We start from the raw sequence: 19437 nt of genomic DNA on the forward strand, positions 1-19437 counted from the left end.
GCGAGCGCCGGGCCCCTGCGGGGAGGTCCTTCTCCATCCGTCACAGGCGCCCCGGTGATCCCCGTCGCCGCGTCGTGGAGCGACCAGGCCCCTCCCCGCTCCTACACTCGGCCGTGTGGACACCGCCGTGACCGACCCCGTGGTCGGCCTCGTTCTCGAGGGGCGCTACCGCCTCGAGGAGCGGGTGGCGCGGGGCGGCATGTCCACCGTCTACGCGGCCACCGACCTCCGGCTGCACAAGACCGTCGCGGTCAAGGTCATGGCCGAGCACCTGGCCCACGACCCCACGTTCGTCGACCGGTTCACCCGCGAGGCGCGGGCGGCGGCGATGCTCAGCCACGTCAACGTCGTCGGGGTCAGCGACCAGGGCAGCGACCAGGGGCTGGTCTTCCTGGTCATGGAGCTCGTGCGCGGGCGGACGCTGCGCGACCTGCTCAGCGCCCGCGGCCGGCTCACCGTCGGCGAGGCCTTCGCCGTCCTGGAGCCGGTGCTCGCCGGGCTCACCGCCGCGCACCGGGCCGGGATCGTGCACCGCGACATCAAGCCGGAGAACGTGCTCATCGGCGTCGACGGCGTGGTCAAGGTGGCCGACTTCGGCCTGGCGCGCGCCGTCGTCGGCACCGGTCAGACCAGCCAGACCGGCGGGGTGCTCATCGGCACCGTCGCCTACCTCTCCCCCGAGCAGCTCGAGCGGGGCCGCGCCGATGCCCGCAGCGACATCTACGCCGCCGGCATCGTGCTGTACGAGATGCTCACCGGGCATCCGCCGTTCGGCGGTGACACCCCGCTCGCGGTGGCCTACCAGCACGTCCACCACGACGTGCCCGCACCGTCCGCGGAGGTTCCCGGCCTGCCCTGGCAGGTCGACGAGCTGGTGGCCCGGACCACCCGCCGCGACCCGGCCGGGCGACCCCTGGACGCCGGTGCGTTCCTCGCCGAGCTGCACGACGTCCGCACCGACCTCGGCATCGACCCGGTCCCCGTGCCGACCGGGCAGAGCACGGCCGGCCCGGCCACGCTGCGGCCCACCAACCGCCCGACCCGGCCCCGGCCCGGCCACCCCAGCGATCCCGGCACCGAGGTGCTCGGCGGCCGCGGCTCGCGCGCCGGGCGCACCAGCATGCTGCCGGGGATGGGCGCCGGTCCCACGACCGACGTGCAGGGCCGTCGCCCCGGGCCGGCGCGGCCGCGTCCCGGCGTCCCCGACCACATCCGGCGGCGCCGCGCCCGGCTGCTGGTCGCCGTCGTCCTGCTCATGGCGATCACGGTCGGCGCGGTCGGCTGGTGGCTGGGCTCCGGCCGCTGGACCGACGTCCCCGCGCTGACCGGCAAGCAGGAGGCCGCGGCCATCGACCTGCTGCAGGACGCCGGGCTCGACCCCGACCCGGTCGTGCGGGAGTGGAGCGAGTCGGTGCCGGAGGGCGTGGTCATCTCGACCGACCCGTCGTCGGGCGAGCTCATCCGCGGCACCGACGTCCGCGTCGTCGTCTCCAAGGGGCCCGAGCGCTACACCGTGCCGCCGGAGCTCGTGGGCCAGCCGGTCGACGACGTCGAGGCGCGCCTGCAGGCCGACCTGCCGATCCAGATCACCCGGGGCCAGGCCTACGACGACGCCGTGCCCCCGGGCAATGTGATCGGCTTCGACCCGCCCGCGGGCACCGCGCTCAAGCGCGACCAGGTCGTGACGGTCGTGGTCAGCCAGGGCCGGGCACCGGTCGCCGTCCCCGACGTGACCGGGCAGACCCCGGAGCAGGCGCGGGCCAACCTCGAGGCGCAGGGCTTCACCGTCGAGCGCGACGAGGACGGGCGCAGCGACCAGGTCGACAAGGGCGAGGTCATGGCCGTCGAACCAGGTCCCGGCGCGGGCCCCGTCCCCTACGGCAGCACCGTGCGCATCCAGGTCTCGGCGGGCGTCCCGCTGGTCACCGTGCCCGACGTCGTCGGCAAGAGCGGCGACGAGGCCACCGCGATCCTGCGGGCCGCCGGCCTGCAGGTGGAGGCCACCCGGTTCTTCGGCAACCGGGTGCTGCGGCAGAGCCCCGCTGCCGGCGAGACCGTGGAGCGCGGCACCCCCGTCACCATCCTGCTCACCTTCGGATAGGTCCTTGTCGCACACCTCCCCCGGTGTGCCCGCCATCGGCGCGCACATCCAGATCAAGGGCGGCCTGGCCACGGGCGGGCTCGCCTACACCGACGCCGTCGCCGCCCGCGCCGTCCAGGTCTTCGTGGGCAACCCCCGCGGCTGGAAGCTCACCGACGGCGACCCGGCGCAGGACGCGAGGTTCACCGCCGGCTGCGCCGAGCGCGGCGTGCCCTCGTTCATCCACACCCCGTTCCTGGTGAACGTCGGCTCGCCGACCGAGGCGACCGTGACGCAGTCGGTCGCCTCGATCGCGCACAACCTGCGGCGCGGCGCGCAGCTGGGCTGCCAGGGCGTCGTCGTCCACGCCGGGTCCGCCGTCGGGGAGGACCGGTACGAACCGGCCCTGCGCCAGCTCCACGAGCAGCTGCTGCCCGTGCTGGAGGCCGCCGACCCCGACGGGCCGCGGCTGCTGATCGAGCCGACGGCCGGCGGCGGCAAGGCCCTCGCCGCCACGGTCGAGGAGCTCGGCCCCTACTTCGCCGCGCTGGAGCACCACCCGCTGCTGGGCGTGTGCTTCGACACCTGCCACGCCTGGGCCGCCGGCCACGACCTCGCGGCCCCCGGCGGGATGTCGGCCACCCTCGAGGCGCTGGAGGCCACCGTGGGCCCCGGCCGGCTGGGCCTGGTGCACGTGAACGACTCGCTCGACGCCTGCGGTTCCAAGCGCGACCGGCACACGACCATCGGCGAGGGGCTGATCGGGTCGGGCGAGTACGGCACCGGCCCGTTCGCCGAGCTGCTGCGCCACCGCACCACCGCCGGGGTGCCCATGGTCGTGGAGACGCCGAGCCTGCGCGACGGCGACCCGTGCGGCGGCCACGCCGCGGACATCAAGCTGCTGAACTCCCTGATCGGCGACTGACCCCGGCCGGACCCGGGCGAGATCTGCACACTCGCCCCCATCAGCCGCCCGATGCGGGCCACATCGCAGATCTGGCGGTGCCGGCCGCTCTCACCGGTCCGCCCGGCGGCTAGCGGTCGAGGAGGTCCGCGAGGACGTCGGCGGCGTGGTCGACCGCGACGCGGTCGACGTCCAGGTGGGTCACCAGCCTGATCCGGCGCGGGCCGACCTGCCCGACCAGCACGCCCCGCGCCCTGGCCGCCTCGGCGATCATCGGGGCCGGCACCTCGTCGACGACCACCATGTTGGTCTCCACCGACGCCGGGTCGACCCCCAGCCGCTTGGCCAGCAGCTGCGCCTGCTCGTGGTCCTCGCCCAGCCGCGGCAGGTGGTGGTCGAGGGCGTGCAGGCCCGCCGCGGCCAGCACCCCGGCCTGCCGCATGCCACCGCCCAGCCGCTTGCGCCACAGCCGGGCGGCCGCGATCCGCTCCGCCGACGCGACCAGCACCGACCCCACCGGCGCCCCCAGGCCCTTGGACAGGCACACCGAGGCGGTGTCGGCGAGCCGGCCGTAGGTCGCCAGGTCGACGCCGGAGGCGACGTGCGCGTTCCAGATGCGGGCGCCGTCGAGGTGGACGGCGACGTCGGCGCCGCGCGACCAGTCCCACAGCCGCTGGAGCTGGTCGAGCGGCTGCACCCGGCCGAAGCCGCGGTTGTGGGTGTTCTCCACGGCGACGGCCGCGGTGGCGGTGAGGTGCCAGTCGTCCTTCGGCCGCACCTGCGCGATGACCTGGTCCGCGTCCAGCCGACCCCGGTCGGAGACCACGGTGCGGGTGGAGATGCCGAAGACCGCCGCCGCGGCACCCATCTCGTAGGTGACCACGTGCGCGTCGGCGTCGCAGAGCACCTCCTGGCCGGGCTCGCAGACCAGCCGCATGCCGATCTGGTTGCCCATGGTCCCCGAGGGGACGAACAGGCCGGCCTCGTGCCCGAACATCGCCGCCACCCGCTCCTCGAGCGCGGTGATCGACGGGTCCTCGCGGTAGACGTCGTCGCCCACCTCCGCCTCGGCCATGACGCGGCGCATCGCCGCGGTGGGCCGGGTGACGGTGTCCGAGCGGAGGTCGATCACGGCCCCGTCCAGAGGCTCGTCCCGAGCATGCGAGGGATCGGCGGCCCCGTCCAGGGCACCGCCGCGAGCGTGCGAGCGGTGGGGAGGATGGGGTCCTTCTGGGGGCCCTTACCCACGCAGCATCTCCGCCACGAGGAACGCCAGCTCCAGCGACTGACCGGTGTTCAGCCGCGGGTCGCAGGCGGTCTCGTACCGGCTGTTGAGGTCCTCGTCGCTGATCTCCATCGCCCCGCCGAGGCACTCGGTGACGTCCTCACCGGTCAGCTCCACGTGGATGCCGCCCGGCCAGGTGCCCAGCGCCCGGTGCACGTCGAAGAAGCCGAGCACCTCGTCGACCACGCGGTCGAAGTGCCGGGTCTTGTAGCCGGTCGAGGACTCGTGGGTGTTGCCGTGCATCGGGTCGCACTGCCAGACGACGGTGTGCCCGCTGGCGGTGACCTTCTCCACGATGCCCGGCAGGACGTCGCGGATCTTCCCGTTGCCCATCCGGCTGATCAGGGTGAGCCGGCCCGGCACGCCGTCCGGGTCGAGGCGCTCGACGAGCTCCACGGCCTGCTCCGGCGTCGTCGTCGGGCCGATCTTCACGCCGATCGGGTTCGCCAGCTTCGACACGAACTCGATGTGCGCGCCGTCCATCTGGCGGGTCCGCTCCCCCACCCAGACGAAGTGGGCGGAGAGGGCGTACGGCCGGCCCTCGTGCATGCGCAGCAGCGCGCGCTCGTAGTCGAGGATCAGCGCCTCGTGCGAGTTGAACAGCTCCACCCCGCGCAGCGCGTCGGAGTCGATGCCGCAGGCCCGCATGAACGCCAGTGCGCGGTCGATCTCCCGGGCGATCACCTCGTACCGCACGCCCGCCGGCGAGTTGGCGACGAAGTCGCGGTTCCAGTCGTGCACGGCGTGCAGGTCGGCCATGCCGCCGCGGGCGTAGGCCCGGATCATGTTCATGGCGGCGGCGGAGTTCGCGTAGGCCCGCACCAGGCGGTTCGGGTCGGGGATGCGCTTCTCCAGCACCGGCTCCAGGTCGTTCACCATGTCGCCCCGGTAGGAGGGCAGGCCCAGGGCATCGGTGTCCGACGAGCGCGGCTTGGCGTACTGCCCCGCCACGCGGCCGACCTTGACCACCGGCACGCTCGCGCCGTAGGTGAGCACGATGGCCATCTGCAGCATCGTGCGGGTGGTGGCCTGCAGGTGCGGCTCGGTGTTGAGGTCGAACGTCTCCGCGCAGTCACCACCCTGCAGCAGGAACGCCTTGCCCTGCGCGACGTCGGCCAGCTGGGCGCGGAGGGTGTCGACCTCGCTCGGGGCGACGATCGGCGGGACCGAGGAGAGAGTCGCCAGCACGGCGTCCAGCGCGGCCCGGTCGGGCCACCGCGGCTGCTGGGCGGCGGGTAGTTCCCGCCACCGGTCCAGACCGGGGACCAGCTCGGCAGGTTCGGGGAGGCTCACGCCCCGAGGGTACGGCGAGACCCCTCCGCGCTGGCCAGGGAGTCGTCCCACGAAGCGGGACGGCGTCCCGGCGCGGACGCCGGCGGACCGTGGAGCGACTCCATCCAGGCGCACCACCCGCCCCGCGCGGTGACGATCAGGCCACAGACGGTCGCTCCCGCGGCGAACCCCGCGCTGAGCTGCCGATATCCCGGTCGAGCGGCGGCACCCAGATCGCCGCCCCTACCTGGAAGGCAGAACATGCGCTGGACGAACCTGCCCGCCTGGGCGGTTCCCTCGAACACGGGCATCCGGACCAAGGTCGTGGCCCTCGCGGTGGCCAGCGTCACCGCGACCGGCGTGGCCATGGGCGGCGTCAGCGCCTGGCAGAGCAGCCGGTTCGCCGACGACGCCGCGCAGCACATGGACGCCCTCGTCGAGCAGGACATCAGCCGGGCGGCCCGCGGCACCTACGACGTCGTCGCCACCCAGGGCGCCTCCACCGCCGCCAAGGTCGACTCCGACCTCGCCACCGCCCGGTACGTCCTGCAGCAGGCCGGCGGCTTCGCGATCGACGACTCCGGCACCGGGTTGGTCCCCTGGGACGCCAAGAACCAGCTGACCGGCGAGGTCACGCCGCTGACCCTCCCCCGCGTCCTCGTCGGCGGCGAGTGGCTGGGGAAGAACAGCGACGCCGCCGTCCCCACGCCGGTGGTCGACACCGTCAAGACGATGGTCGGGGCCACCGTGACCATCTTCCAGAAGACGCCCTCGGGCGACTTCCTGCGCGTGGCCACGAACGTGCAGGCCGCGAGCGGCGCCCGCGCCATCGGCACCTACATCCCCGCCGTCAACCCCGACGGCGCGCCGAACCCGGTCGCCTCCGCCGTGAGCAAGGGCGAGACCTACCGCGGCAACGCCTTCGTCGTCGACTCCTGGCTGGTGTCGGCCTACGAACCCATCCTCGGGCCCGCGGGTGACGTGGTCGGCGTCCTCTACGTCGGGGTGAAGCAGGAGAACCTGCCCGCGCTCCGCGAGGGCCTGCAGGCCACCACCATCGGGGAGAACGGCCACGTCGAGATCTACGGCGGCACGGGGGACCGCGCCGGCACCGTGCTGATCAGCCCCGACGGCAGCCGCGACGGCGAGCAGATGCTCTCGGCCACCGACGCCGACGGCACGCCCTACGTGCAGCAGATCGTCGACGCCGCCCTGCAACTGCAAGGCGGCGAGCAGGCGACCGTGCGCTACGACGACCCCCAGGCCGGGCCCACGACCGTCCGGGTGTCGTACTACGCCCCCTGGGACTGGATCATCGCCACCGTGGCGCGCGACGAGGACTTCGCCGGCGCCCAGGAGTCCCTCGCGTCCGGCCGCTCGTCCATGATGTGGGCGATGGTGGTCGCCGGCCTGGTGATCGCCGTGCTGGGCGGGGTGCTCGCCCGGTGGGTCGGGCACCGGCTGACCCAGCCCCTGACCCACCTGCGCGACCGCATGGCCGAGATCGCCGACGGGGAGGGCGACCTGACCCAGCGGATGGACGACTCCCGCGACGACGAGGTCGGGCAGCTCTCCGGCGCCTTCAACCGCTTCGTGGAGAAGGTGGCCGGCACCGTGCGCGACATCCACCGGTGCGCGCAGGACGTCGCCGCCTCCGCCGCAGGGGTGTCCACCGTCGCCGACGGCCTGGCGCAGCGGGCCTCCCGCAGCCGGGACCAGGCGCAGGGGGCCCACGGCGTCGCGGCGGAGATCAGCAGCAGCGTCTCCTCCGCGGCCGCCGGCGCGGAGGAGATGGGGGTCTCGATCACCGAGATCGCCCGCAGCGCCGCCGAGGCGGCGGAGGTCGGCCGCCAGGCGGCGTCCCTCGCCGAGCAGACCGAGACGACGATCGCCGCGCTCGGGGCGAGCTCCGCGGAGATCGGGGACGTCGTGAAGGTCATCTCCGGGGTGGCCGAGCAGACCAACCTGCTGGCCCTCAACGCCACCATCGAGGCGGCCCGCGCGGGCGATGCGGGCAAGGGCTTCGCCGTCGTCGCCAACGAGGTCAAGGAGCTCGCGCAGGAGGCGGCGAAGGCCAGCGAGGAGATCGCGCAGCGGGTGCAGGGCATCCAGTCCGAGACCACCGACGCGGTGCGGTCGATCTCGCGCATCGCCGAAGTGGTCCGGGCGATCAACGACCACCAGACGACGATCGCCAGCGCCGTCGAGGAGCAGACGGCGACCACCCGGGAGCTCAGCCGCAGCGTGGCGACGGCGGCGGAGGGCGCCGGCACCGTCACCACCACGCTGACCACGGTGAGCCGGGACGCCGACGACAGCGCGACCGACGTGGAGCGGGCCCGCTCGGCGGCCCAGGAGCTGGACGGGCTGTCCAAGGAGCTCAACCGGCTGCTCGCCGTCTTCACGGTGTAGCCGCCGCCGCGTGGCGGAAGGCCCTCTCCCGGCGACGGGAGAGGGCCTTCTGCGCTTTTCAGGTCAGCGCACGCCGCGCCGTGCCCCCGAGCCGGCCTGGCGCCGGCCGGAGAACCGGTTGTAGAGCAGGAGCACGAGCACCGCTCCCAGGACGGAACCGATGATCCCGGCGGGACCGAAGCCGCGGTCCCGGAAGCCACCGAAGAGGAGGCCGAGGAGCAGGCCACCGACGACGGAGCCGCTCACCCCGAGCAACAGCGTGGCGCCCAGGCTCATGGTGTCCTTGCCGGGCACGAGCGCCCGGGCGAGGAAACCGGCGATCAGACCGACGACGAGCAACCAGAGCAGGGAGAGCACGGGGAACCTCTTCACGACGACGTGGCGGACGTGCTGCGGATGTCCGGGGCGGTGGGAGCGCACCCGGTCGGGACCGGGCAGCGTTCCGGGGGCCGTCTCTTCCCGGTGGCGGCAAGCGGCTCGCCGCGACGGCTCAGGCGCCGCCGGACCGGGGACGGCCGCGGCGGGGGCGACCGACGCCGTGCCGGATCTCGCCCGGCGGGGGGATCGGGAGGCCCAGCAGCCGCAGCACCCGGGCGACCACCGGCGAGGCCGCCACCAGGACGACGTCGCGGGCGAGCGCCGGGGAGAGCCCGTGCGAGTCGATGAAGCTGACGCGGCCGAGGTCGACCGCGATCGGCCCCGGATCGGTGGCCCGCACGTGGGCGAGGAGGGCCGCGAACAGATCAGCGCCCGCCAGGTCGAGCTCACCGGACACCTCGACGAGAGGACGGCGCCCGCCCCACCGGATATCCAGGGTCAGCTCGGCACCGTCCGCGACCGCGCCGGTGTGCCGGGACGCCGGGTGCCCGGCGCGCAGCCGCTGCGCGGATCGGCCGGGTCGGGCCACCGACGGGGTGGCCGGGGAGGCGGTGGGCCGCGGGAGCGGGTGGGAGGTCCGAGCCATGTCCCGACGCTAGGACTGCGCGCCCGCCGCCGGCAGGGGCCGGGCCGGACGACACCCGCTGCCACTCGTTGCCGAGATCCGGCAGCGTCGACCGGGCAACCCGCTGCTCAGCGGAGGGTGAGGGGCCTCGCCGGCCAGTCGAGCAGGCGCGCTCCGGTGACGGCGACGAGGAGCGGCAGCTGGTCGGCCGGATCCGCCGGGTCGTACCCGCTGAGCTCCCGGATCCGCTGCAGCCGGTAGGTCACCGCACGCACGCTCAGGTGCAGCCGACGGGCCGCCGAGGCCGCATTGCGCCCGCCGGCGAAGTACGCCTCTGCCGTCGCGACGAGGGGTTCGGGGCCACCCCGGGCGTCCACCAGCGGACCGAGCACCGTGCCGACGAGGTCGGCGATCGCCTCCTCGTCCCGGAGCAGCACCCGGTAGACGAGCATGTCCCGCGCGTGGACCACCGGTTCGGGGAGGCTCAGCCGCTGCGCGACCTCGAGGGCGTCCACCGCCTCGCGGTAGGAGCGGAGGACCCCCCGCGGACCGGGGTACGAGCGCCCCACCCCCACCCGCCACCGCGCACGGCGGGTCAGCCGGCCCACCGCCTGGCCGGACAGCTCGGCCAGCGCGTCGTCGTCGGGGGCCCGCCCACCCGGCGCCGGGACCGAGGACAGCACGCAGACGAGCCGACCGTCCTTCGCCGCGACGAGCAGCCCTCGGTCGCCGAAGCGGGCGCGCGCCTCCGCCTCCAGCCACCCGGTCAGGGGCATGCCGGAGTCGGTGGGCCGGTCGGTCGCCGCCACCGTCACGGTGTGGCTGCCGGTCAGCGCCAGCCCCAGCCGGGCGGCCCGCTCGACGAGCGCGCCGACCTCCGACCGGCCGGTGAGCAGGTCGTCGACGAACTCCCGCCGGAACGCCTCCTCGCGACGGACCACGTCCCGCTCGGCGTCGACGTGCCCCGCGGCCAGGGCCGCCAGCGCCGTGTCCGCCCCGCGCCACACCGCCTCGCCGACGGACACCAGGTCGACGGAGCCCGACCGTCCGCGGGAGTCACCCACGAGGCCCGGGAGGCGGGGCCAGAGCCTGCGCGACGCGGTCATGTACAGGTCCACCAGCGCGGGCAGCCCGACCCCCTGCTCCGCCGCCCTCGCGCCGAGCTGCCGGCAGTGGGCCTCCTCGGCGGCCGTCAGCCGGCGCCCCTGCACCGCCACGGCGGTCAGCGCGGTCAGGTACCCGTCGAGCAGGGACGCCGGCACCCCGTGCTCCCGGGCGGAGGCGTCCTCCACCTCCGCCAGCACCTCGGACTCCGGGCGCTCGCTGGGTCGGCCCACACCGGGCACTGTTCCGTCTCCCGCCCCCGGGGTCCACCTGCGGGTGGTGGGCACGTCAGCCCGCGGCCTCGATGGCGTGCCAGCGCGCGAGGTTGTACCGGGCGTCGACCAGCGCGTCGTGGGTGCCCTGCGGCTTCGGCGGCAGCGGCGGCTGCCCCCGGTCGTCCCAGCGCTGCCGCAGCTCCCGGGTGAAGCGCGGGATGGGCCGGGGCAGCGCCGGCATCGCGCCCCACAGCTGGCACAGCGCCACGTGGTCGTAGGCGGCGAACCAGGCCCACAGCTCGATCTCCTCCCCCGGTGCGGTCAGGAAGGAGAGCAGGTCCTCGCGGATCCGCTGGCGGCTGCGCCACGCCTTGTCCGCCGGCGGGGGCAGCTGGTCGAGCACGTTGCGGCGCACCCAGGGAATGGCCTTGCCGGGGTCGAACTCCGTGCTCACGGCGTAGAACTCCCGGCCGGTCTCGTCGACGACGCCGATGGAGACGAGGTCGATCGTGGTGCCGTCCTCGATGAACTCGGTGTCGTAGAAGAAGCGCCGCACGCCGTCCACCGTAGGTCGCCGCCGACGGCAGCTGGTGCGCGCGTTCTTCTCCGTCACCGAGGACCTCGTCGCCCAGTGGGTCCGGGAGCCCCACGATGCCCCGAGCCGCGCTGCTCACGCTGCTGCGCGACGTGCTCGACCGGCTGCTGCCCCGTCAGCCGGCGAGCGTCGTGGGTGCGCGGTCGGCGGCCTCGGTGACCGGCGGCTGCAGGGTCGCGATGACGTCGTTGGCGCTGGCGCCCGTCGCGTCCATCGACTTCTTCACCGTGGCGCCGTAGACGTCGACGTACTCCTGGCCCGACAACGTCATGATCTCGTACATGATCTCATCGGTGATGGAGCGCTCGACGAACCGGTCCCCGGCCAGCCCCTCGTAGCGGCTGAAGTCCAGCGGCTCCCCGAAGACGACCTTCACCCGCATCAGCTCCTTGCCGAAAGGCAGCTTCCGGGAGCTGTAGCACATGGCCACCGGGATCACCGGGACACCGGTCTCCAGCGCCATGCGGGCGACCCCGATCTTGCCGCGGTAGAGCCGGCCGTCGGGCGAGCGCGTGCCCTCCGGGTAGATGCCGAGCAGCTTGCCCTGGCGGAGGATGCGCAGGCCGGTCTGGATGGCGTTCTCGGCCGCCGACGCGCTGGACCGGTCGATCGGCACCTGGCCGGCGCCGGAGAAGAAGGCACGCTGCAGGAAGCCCTTCACGCCCTTGCCGGTGAAGTACTCCGCCTTCGCCAGGAAGGTCACCCGCCGCTTCAGCTGCAGGGGCATGAAGATCCAGTCGGCCGCGGAGAGGTGGTTGCTCGCCAGGATCGCCGCACCCGTCGCCGGCACGTGCTCGACGCCCTCGGCCTTCGGGCGGCAGACCACGGTCACCGCCGGACCGATCGCGACGAACTTGAGGAACCAGTAGAACAACACGCCTCCCTCGGGGACTGCCAGACTAGGGAGCCTGGGGCCCCGATCACAATCCGGGCCCCGTCGTGAGGTAGCCGACACCGGCGCGACGCCGGATGCCGAGGAGGAGCGCCGTGCCCGGACCGACCCCCGTTCCCGAGGTCATGCCCGGCGCCGAGCCGTTCGAGTTCCCCGGCGGCGAGGGGCCGGCGGGGCGCACCGGCGTGCTCCTCGTCCACGGGTTCACCGCGACGCCGATGAGCGTGCGGCCCTGGGGCGAGCACCTGGCCGCCGAGGGCTTCGCCGTCCGGTGCCCGCTGCTGCCCGGCCACGGCACCCGCTGGCAGGACTGCAACGCCAGCACCTCCGACCAGTGGACGCAGACGGTGGAGCACGCGTTCGACCAGCTCGCCGCCACCTGCGACCGGGTGTTCGTCGCCGGCCTCTCGATGGGCGGGACGCTGGCCACCCGCCTGGCCGAGGTGCGCGCGGGCGACGTCGCCGGACTGCTCCTGGTGAACCCGGCGCTGACGACCCAGCGGCTGGACGCCAAGCTGCTCCCGCTGCTGGCCCGGCTGACCCCCCGCTGGGCACCGATCGCCAGCGACATCAAGAAGCCCGGCGTCACCGAGCTCGCCTACCCGAAGCTGCCCACGCGCGCGATGCTGCAGCTGCGCGGCCTCTGGGCCGCCACCCGCGCCGACCTGGGGCTGGTCACGGCGCCGGTCATCGTCTTCCGCAGCGCCGAGGACCACGTCGTGGAGCCCGTGAACAGCGCCCTGCTGCTGGCCGGTGTGGCCAGCCCGGACACCACCGAGGTCGTGCTGGAGGACAGCTACCACGTGGCCACCCTGGACAACGACGCCCCGCTGGTCTTCCGCCGGTCCGCCGAGTGGATCCGCGCGCGCGTGCCGGTGGACGAGACCGGCGCCTCGTCGGGCGGGCGTCGGTGACCGAGCGGCGCGGCCGGGGCCGCCGCGACAACGGCCTGGACGCCGCGCTCTGGAGCCCGGTGCGCGACGTCGACCCACGCGTGGGCGAGCACCTCCTCGACGTCCTCGAGGCCGCCGGGATCGCCGCCTACCTGGAGCCGGCCGCCGACGTCGGCCCCTACACCCGGTCGGTCGTCCTCCCCAGCCCGCCGTCGGACCGGCTGTTCGTCGACCGGTCGCGCCAGGCCGAGGCGCGGGGGCTGGTCGAGCAGCACGCCGACGAGCACCCGGCCGAGCCGCGCGTGCTCCGCCGGCCCGCCGGGCGCGACCTCGACGAGGACGCCGAGTGGCGCCGCATCGTGGCCGCCTTCGAGGCCGAGCACGGCCCCACGGCCGTCGACGGGGCGCCGTCGGACGCGCCCCCGCCGACGCCGCACGAGGTGCCGGTGCTCGACCGGCCGGAGGAGCACTTCGAGCCGCCGGCCCCGCCGCCGCTGCCGGTCCCCGCACCGGCGGTCCTCTACGCCCTGCTGCTGGTGGCCGCCGGCATCCTGCTCATCGGCGTCCCCTCGATCATCGGCCTCTCGGCCGACGCCGGCCTCGTCCTCGGGGTGGGCGTGGTGGCCGGTGGCGTGGCGCTGCTGGTCTCCCGCATGCGCGACCGCTCCGACGACGGCGACGACGGGGCGGTGGTCTGAGCATGCCCACCGCCACCGCCACCGTCACCGTCGCGGGCCACCTGATGGACACCGGCACCCTCGCCCGCATCCTCGACGACGTCCTGGAGTACGGCGGGGACTACCGGATCGCCGACCTGGCCCTGGGGCGCGAGCACGCCGACGAGTCGACGGCGCTGATCGAGATCACCGCCGACGAGGCCGAGCGGCTCGAGCGGATCCTCATGCGGGTGCAGGTCCACGGGGCCAACGCCGTCGACCCGGGGACGGCGACGACCCGCCCCGCCCCCGCGGACGGGGTCTTCCCGGACGACTTCTACTCGACCACCAACCTGGAGACCCTCGTCCGCCTGGACGGGGAGTGGCTGCGGGTACGCAACCCGGAGATGGACTGCGGCCTGGTGGTGTCCACCGAGGAGACCGGCACGGTCGTGCGCACGGTGCCCGTGAGCGACGTGCGCGCGGGAGACACCGTCGTCTGCGGGGCCCAGGGGGTGCGGGTGGAGCTGCCCGTGCAGGCCCCACGCGGCACGGAGGACGACTTCGGGTTCATGTCCTCCACGGTGTCCAGCGAGAAGCCCCAGGCGCTGCTGGTCCGGCAGATCGCCGAGCGCATGCGCGAGGTCAGGGCCGCCGGGAAGCGGGTGCTGTGGGTGGGCGGGCCGGCCGTGGTGCACACCGGCGCCGCCCCCGCGATGGTGCGGCTGATCCGCGCCGGCTACGTCGACGTCCTCTTCGCCGGCAACGCCCTGGCCACCCACGACATCGAGTCGGCGCTGTTCGGCACCTCGCTGGGGGTCGACCTCGCGAAGGGCTCGGGGGTGCCGCACGGCCACGAGCACCACATCCGCGCGATCAACACGATCCGGGCGGCCGGCTCCATCCCGGCGGCCGTCGACTCCGGCGTCCTCACCGGCGGGGTCATGCACGCGATGGTGCAGGCGGGGAGACCGTTCGTGCTGGTCGGCTCGGTGCGCGACGACGGGCCGCTGCCCGACGTGCACACCGACGTGATCGAGGGTCAGCGCGCGATGCGCGCCGAGCTGCACGACGTCGGCTTCGCGATCATGGTGGCGACGATGCTGCACTCCATCGCCACCGGGAACATCCTGCCGGCGTCGATCCCGCTGGTCTGCGTCGACATCAACCCGGCCACGGTCACCAAGCTGGCCGACCGGGGCAGCGCGCAGGCGATCGGCATCGTCACCGACATCGGCCTGTTCCTGGAGCAGCTGGCCCGGGAGCTGGCGCCGGCGGACTAGGCCTCGCCCTCGGCGACGGCCCTCCGCACCAGGTCGGCCGCGCCCACGATGCCGGCCTGCGGCCCCAGTTCGGCGACGACGACCCGGGGGCCGGGGCGGAAGCCGCGGCCGGGCAGGGCGCGCTCCAGCCGCTCCCGGGCGGGCCGCAGCACCATCTCGCCGAGCACGCTGACCCCGCCGCCGATCACCACGACCTCGGGGTCGAGCACCGCCGCCAGGTCGGCGATCCCCTGGCCCAGCCAGTACCCCACGTCGGTGACCAGCTCGAGCGCCAGCGGGTCGCCGTCGTAGGCGGCGCGGGCCACGTGCTCGCCGGTCAGCCGGTCGGGCTCGCAGTCGACCCGCTCCAGCAGCAGCGCGGCGGCCGCCGGCGAGGTGCGGGCCACCTCCCGCGCGGTCTGGCCCAGCGCCGTCCCGCTGGCGTACTGCTCCCAGCAGCCCCGGTTGCCGCAGGCGCACAGCCGCCCGTCGGGGACCACGCGCATGTGCCCCCACTCCCCCGCGACCCCGTGCGAGCCCCGGCGCAGCCGCCCGTCGAGCACGATGCCGCCCCCGATGCCGGTGCCGAGGGTGATCATCAGCGCCAGGTCGGCACCCCGGGCGGCGCCGTAGCGGTACTCGGCCCACGCCGCGGCGTCGGCGTCGTTGCCCACCCACAGCGGGCGCTGCAGCCGCGCGCCCAGGTCCTTGCGCAGGGTGGAGTTCCGCCACGCCAGGTGCGGGCTGAACAGCACGGTGTCCCCCGTGCGGTCGAACCAGCCGGCGGCACCCACGCCGACGCCGACGACCTCGTCCCCCAGCCCCCCGGCGAGCTCGTCGACGACGGCCGCGATGGCGTCCTCGGTGTCGCTCACCGAGGCGCCGGGCGTCGCCCGCCGCGCGGTGGCCACGATCGTGCCGTCGGGCGCCACCAGCCCACCGGCGACCTTGGTGCCGCCGATGTCGATGCCGAGCGCCGGGCGGGCCGTCACCCCCGGCCCGGTCACGCGATGTCGATCCGCTGGACGGCCGGCTGGCCGGTGGACTGCTCGGTGGGCTGCTCGGGGGGCTGCTCGGGGGCGCGGTCGCCGGTCGCCGAGGTGGCGCCGCCGGCGCCCTGGTCCTCCGCGAACGCCCGGAGCGCGGCCGCGGTGGTGGTGAGGACGTCGGCCAGCGCGGCGGTCACCTCGGGACGCTCACCACGGACGACGGCGGCCGCCTGGCAGACCGGGCACCAGCGGCAGTCCCCGCCATGCCCGTCGCCGGAAGCGGCGGCGGGCCGCTCGGCGCTGGCCCGGACGACGTCGAACAGGCGGCGGGCCTGGTCGAGCCAGTCGGCACCGGTGGTCATCTGATCCTCCCCTCGGCCGCCAGGAGGTCGGCCGGCCACTGCTGCGGATCCGGGCGGAAACTGACCTCGAGGCGGGCGTCGGCGGTGCCGGGGGCGAGCAGCCGTCCCCCCGTCACCTCGCACCGGCGCAGCAGCGAGTCCAGGCGCAGCGAACGACGATCCTCCCCTACCGACAGCACGAGGTCATCGCCCCACCGGGTCAGCCCCACGGCGGCGCGGTCGGCGAAGGGCAGCGGGACGACCAACTGCCACCCGGACCCGCCCCGGTGCGGGGCCGGTCTCGCCGGCCCGCCGGACGCCGGGAGATCCAGCCCGTCCAGCAGGGCCCGGGCACCGGCCACGTCCGCCGGTGAGGCCGGCAGCTCGGGGACGTCGTGCACGGCGGCCACCTCCGCCAGCCGGGACCGGGCGGCGTCCTGCTCTGCGATGCGTCCCGCCCACCACTCCCCCGGACCGCCGACCGGCAGCACCCGGGCGAGCACGGTGGCGACCCGCAACCCGTGCAGGGCCAGCACGGTCGCCGCGTTCCGCAGCTCCGGCACGGCGGGGCCGCGGGCGGCGGCGGCCAGCCAGACCGCCGTGGCGGTCGGATCGGCCAGCCGCTCCTGCGCGAGCAGCCGCTCGAGCCCGGGCAGCGCGGCGAGCAGCGCGTCCACCGGTCCCTGGCGGGCCGCCCCCGCCGCCACCGTCGCCGTCCGCACGGCGGCCAGCGCCCGGGCCGTCGGCGGCAGCGCCTGGTCCAGCCACCAGCGCAGGACGCCGGGCAGGGCCGCCAGCGCGAGCCCGTCCCGCAGGGGGCCGGCGTCGACCACCACCAGGTCGGCGTCGGCGGAGCCGAGGGCCGCCATCAGCGCGAGCTCCTCGGCGCCCGGCAGCGGCACCACCGAGCTGGCCGGCGGCAGCTCCAGGTGCGGCAGCAGCGCACCGAGCGCACCGGCGTGGGCTCCCCACAGGTCCTCGACCGCCCGGCGTCCCTGCACGCGCAGCGTGCGCAGCCCCGGGACCTCGTCGAGGCCGGGCACGGGTGGCGGCTGCCGGGAGAGCAGCAGCGTGCGCCGGCCCTCCTGGGCGGCGCGGACGGCCGCGGCGGCCGCCAGCGTCGAGGAGCCCGTCCCGCCGGGGCCGGTGACCAGGAGGGTGCGCACTCGGCTCAGCCCTCGACGCGCTTCTTGAGCTCCTTGAGCGCGGTGTCGAGGATGACCTTCTCCGCCTTGCGCTTGATCATGCCGAGCATCGGGATGGAGAGGTCGATGGTGATCGAGTAGGTGACCTCGGTGCGGCCGCCGGTCTCGGCGAGGGTGTAGGAGCCCTCCTGCCGCTTCTGCATCTGTCCCTGGACCAGCGTCCAGGAGACCCGGCGGTCGTCGTCCCAGGTGTACTCGAGGACGTAGTCGTCCTTCACCGCGCCGGCGTCCAGCACGAAGTGCACCCGCCGGGCCCGGCCGTCCGCGCCGGTCTCGAGGACCTCGACCTTCTTCGCGGCGGTCACCCACTGCGGATACGAGGGGAAGTCGGCGATCACCGCCATGACCTCGGCCGCAGGCGCCTCGACGACGATCGACTGGGTGGACTGGTCGGCCATGGGCAGCAGGCTAGCCGCTCCCCGCCGTGCCCGGCCCCCGTACACCACGGCACTCGGCTACTCCCGGGTAGCACCAGCCGCTAGATTGTTCGGACGTCCCCGTACCGGGGCCGCGGGCGACGGTGCCTCCGGACGGTCGGGGAGGAAAGGACCGGGCGTGCGCGAGTTCAGCGTTCCAGCAACCCACGAGGTGGGCCCCGACGAGGCCCTCACCGACATGCTCACGACCAACGTCGCCGAGCACGGGAACGAGGTCGGCCTCCGGCGCCGGGTGGACGGCCGCTGGACCGACGTGACCTGGCAGCAGTTCGGCGAGGAGGTCCGCGGCGTCGCCAAGGGCCTGATCGCCGCGGGGGTGGCCGCCGGCGACCGCGTCGCCCTGCAGGCCAAGACGCGCTACGAGTGGACCGTCCTCGACTACGCCATCTGGACCGCCGGCGCGGTCGTCGTCCCGGTCTACGAGACCTCCAGTGCCGACCAGGTGGCGTGGATCCTCTCCGACTCCGGGGCCACGGTCGCCGTCGTCGAGCGCGACGAGCACGCCGCCGCCATCGAGTCGATCCGGGACCAGGCGCCCGAGCTGAAGGCCGTCTTCGTCATCGACGACGGCGCGGTCGAGCAGCTGACCGCGACCGGCCGGGAGGTGCCCGACAGCGAGCTCGACGCCCGCCGGGCCACGCTCCACGCCGACAGCCCGGCCACGCTGATCTACACCAGCGGCACCACGGGCCGCCCCAAGGGCTGCGAGCTGACGCACGCCAACTTCCTGTTCGAGATCGGCAACGGCATCACGCTGCTCGACCGGTTCATGAACGTGCAGGGCTCGCTCCTGCTGTTCATCCCGCTGGCCCACGTGCTCGCCCGCGTGCTGCAGGTCGGCGCCATCAAGAACCGCACCGTCATCGGCCACACGCCCGACGTGAAGAACCTCGTCGAGGACCTCGGCGAGTTCAGGCCGACGTTCGTGCTCGCCGTCCCCCGGGTCTTCGAGAAGGTCTTCAACTCGGCCAAGGCCAAGGCGGAGGGCGACGGCAAGGGCAAGATCTTCGACCGGGCCGCACAGGTGGCCATCGATTGGTCCCGCGCCCAGGACACCGGCGGCCCGGGGCTGGGCCTGCGCGTGCAGCACGCGCTGTTCGAGAAGCTGGTCTACGGCAAGCTGCGGGCCGCCCTGGGCGGGCGCTGCCTGGGTGCCATCTCCGGCGGTGCCCCGCTGGGTGAGCGGCTCGGCCACTTCTTCCGCGGCATCGGCGTCACCGTCTTCGAGGGCTACGGCCTCACCGAGACCACCGCGGCCGCCTCGGTGAACCACGACGCGGCCCTGCGCATCGGCACCGTCGGCCGGCCGCTGCCCGGTGTCACGTTCCGGATCGCCGAGGACGGCGAGGTGCTCATCCGGGGCGGCATCGTCATGCGCGGCTACTGGAACAACCCGGAGGCGACGAAGGAGGCCATCGACTCCGAGGGCTTCTTCCACTCCGGTGACATCGGCGAGCTCGACTCGGACGGCTTCCTCAGGATCACCGGCCGGAAGAAGGAGATCCTGGTGACCGCGGGCGGCAAGAACGTCGCCCCGGCGGTGCTGGAGGACCGGCTGCGCGCCCACCGGCTGGTCAGCCAGTGCATCGTCGTCGGCGACCAGCGGCCCTACATCGCCGCGCTGGTGACCCTCGACGAAGAGGCGCTGCCGCAGTGGCTGGAGTCCAGGGGCAAGGACACCTCCCTCACCGCGGCCCAGCTGCGGGAGGACCCCGACGTGCTCGCCGAGCTCGACGCCGCGGTGCAGGAGGCCAACAAGGCGGTCTCCCAGGCCGAGGCGATCAAGAAGTTCACGGTGCTGGCCACCGACTTCACCGAGGACAACGGGATGCTGACGCCCAGCCTGAAGCTGAAGCGCAACGTGGTCATGAAGGAGTTCGGCTCCGACGTGGACGCGCTCTACAGCCGCTGAACGCCGCGTACCGAGGCCCGCCGCGCCCCTGCGCGGCGGG

At 74.6% G+C, this 19437-nt stretch carries 18 protein-coding genes; 7 read left to right on the plus strand and 11 right to left on the minus strand.

What is annotated here, in order from left to right:
- Positions 1–115 precede the first annotated feature (115 nt).
- A complete protein-coding gene (gene pknB, locus ACI8AP_RS11705) occupies positions 116–2101 on the plus strand; it encodes a Stk1 family PASTA domain-containing Ser/Thr kinase (RefSeq protein ID WP_456589516.1) in 1986 nt (661 codons plus the stop codon).
- Positions 2102–2105: 4 nt separating this feature from the next.
- On the plus strand, positions 2106–3005 hold the full coding sequence (locus ACI8AP_RS11710) for a deoxyribonuclease IV (RefSeq protein ID WP_456589517.1): 900 nt from the start codon (positions 2106–2108) through the stop codon (positions 3003–3005).
- 109 nt (positions 3006–3114) lie between these two features.
- Here the strand turns inward: ACI8AP_RS11710 and ACI8AP_RS11715 are convergent, their stop codons facing one another.
- Together ACI8AP_RS11715 and ACI8AP_RS11720 are read right to left on the minus strand one after the other, a co-directional pair.
- Positions 3115–4116: a threonine aldolase family protein gene (locus ACI8AP_RS11715; protein WP_456589518.1), complete on the minus strand. Its 1002-nt coding sequence runs from the start codon at positions 4114–4116 to the stop codon at positions 3115–3117.
- A gap of 108 nt (positions 4117–4224) precedes the next feature.
- Complete coding sequence (locus ACI8AP_RS11720; protein WP_456589519.1) at positions 4225–5562, minus strand: class II 3-deoxy-7-phosphoheptulonate synthase; 1338 nt, start codon at positions 5560–5562, stop codon at positions 4225–4227.
- Positions 5563–5802: 240 nt separating this feature from the next.
- Here ACI8AP_RS11720 and ACI8AP_RS11725 point away from each other — a divergent pair, with 240 nt between their 5' ends.
- Positions 5803–7953, plus strand: a complete 2151-nt coding sequence (locus ACI8AP_RS11725) for a methyl-accepting chemotaxis protein (protein WP_456589520.1) — start codon at positions 5803–5805, stop codon at positions 7951–7953.
- A gap of 63 nt (positions 7954–8016) precedes the next feature.
- On the opposite strand, the gene ACI8AP_RS11730 is transcribed toward ACI8AP_RS11725, so the two are convergent.
- The 5 genes from ACI8AP_RS11730 to ACI8AP_RS11750 form a co-directional block, all read right to left on the minus strand.
- Complete coding sequence (locus ACI8AP_RS11730) at positions 8017–8325, minus strand: GlsB/YeaQ/YmgE family stress response membrane protein (RefSeq protein WP_456589521.1); 309 nt, start codon at positions 8323–8325, stop codon at positions 8017–8019.
- Between the two features lie 118 nt (positions 8326–8443).
- Positions 8444–8917, minus strand: coding sequence for an STAS domain-containing protein (locus ACI8AP_RS11735; RefSeq protein WP_456589522.1), 474 nt, complete (start codon positions 8915–8917; stop codon positions 8444–8446).
- Positions 8918–9024: 107 nt separating this feature from the next.
- Positions 9025–10233, minus strand: coding sequence for a PucR family transcriptional regulator (locus ACI8AP_RS11740; protein ID WP_456589523.1), 1209 nt, complete (start codon positions 10231–10233; stop codon positions 9025–9027).
- Positions 10234–10288: 55 nt separating this feature from the next.
- On the minus strand, positions 10289–10771 hold the full coding sequence (locus ACI8AP_RS11745) for a polyadenylate-specific 3'-exoribonuclease AS (protein WP_456589524.1): 483 nt from the start codon (positions 10769–10771) through the stop codon (positions 10289–10291).
- A 154-nt stretch (positions 10772–10925) separates the two neighbouring features.
- On the minus strand, positions 10926–11687 hold the full coding sequence (locus ACI8AP_RS11750; protein WP_456589525.1) for a lysophospholipid acyltransferase family protein: 762 nt from the start codon (positions 11685–11687) through the stop codon (positions 10926–10928).
- A 110-nt stretch (positions 11688–11797) separates the two neighbouring features.
- On the opposite strand from ACI8AP_RS11750, the gene ACI8AP_RS11755 reads away from it, so the two are divergent.
- From ACI8AP_RS11755 to ACI8AP_RS11765, 3 genes are read left to right on the plus strand one after another with little or no spacing between them, the layout of a single operon-like run.
- Positions 11798–12616: an alpha/beta hydrolase gene (locus tag ACI8AP_RS11755; RefSeq protein WP_456589526.1), complete on the plus strand. Its 819-nt coding sequence runs from the start codon at positions 11798–11800 to the stop codon at positions 12614–12616.
- Positions 12613–13293, plus strand: coding sequence for a hypothetical protein (locus ACI8AP_RS11760; protein WP_456589527.1), 681 nt, complete (start codon positions 12613–12615; stop codon positions 13291–13293). The genes ACI8AP_RS11755 and ACI8AP_RS11760 overlap by 4 nt, the downstream gene beginning before the upstream one ends.
- Positions 13294–13295: 2 nt before the next feature.
- Positions 13296–14534 (plus strand): ornithine cyclodeaminase, nickel-pincer nucleotide-dependent, encoded by a 1239-nt coding sequence (locus ACI8AP_RS11765; protein WP_456589528.1) that lies wholly within the window; start codon positions 13296–13298, stop codon positions 14532–14534.
- Here the strand turns inward: ACI8AP_RS11765 and ACI8AP_RS11770 are convergent.
- From ACI8AP_RS11770 to ACI8AP_RS11785, 4 genes are read right to left on the minus strand one after another with little or no spacing between them, the layout of a single operon-like run.
- Complete coding sequence (locus tag ACI8AP_RS11770; RefSeq protein WP_456589529.1) at positions 14531–15520, minus strand: ROK family glucokinase; 990 nt, start codon at positions 15518–15520, stop codon at positions 14531–14533. The two genes, ACI8AP_RS11765 and ACI8AP_RS11770, sit on opposite strands and share 4 nt — an antisense overlap.
- On the minus strand, positions 15517–15864 hold the full coding sequence (locus ACI8AP_RS11775) for a hypothetical protein (protein WP_456589530.1): 348 nt from the start codon (positions 15862–15864) through the stop codon (positions 15517–15519). The genes ACI8AP_RS11770 and ACI8AP_RS11775 overlap by 4 nt, the downstream gene beginning before the upstream one ends.
- Complete coding sequence (locus ACI8AP_RS11780; RefSeq protein ID WP_456589531.1) at positions 15861–17009, minus strand: ArsA family ATPase; 1149 nt, start codon at positions 17007–17009, stop codon at positions 15861–15863. The genes ACI8AP_RS11775 and ACI8AP_RS11780 overlap by 4 nt, the downstream gene beginning before the upstream one ends.
- A gap of 5 nt (positions 17010–17014) precedes the next feature.
- A complete protein-coding gene (locus ACI8AP_RS11785) occupies positions 17015–17446 on the minus strand; it encodes an SRPBCC family protein (RefSeq protein ID WP_456589532.1) in 432 nt (143 codons plus the stop codon).
- 157 nt (positions 17447–17603) lie between these two features.
- Here ACI8AP_RS11785 and ACI8AP_RS11790 point away from each other — a divergent pair, with 157 nt between their 5' ends.
- A complete protein-coding gene (locus ACI8AP_RS11790; protein ID WP_456589533.1) occupies positions 17604–19397 on the plus strand; it encodes an AMP-dependent synthetase/ligase in 1794 nt (597 codons plus the stop codon).
- Positions 19398–19437 lie beyond the last annotated feature (40 nt).

The organism is Blastococcus sp. SYSU DS1021 (assembly GCF_054050995.1).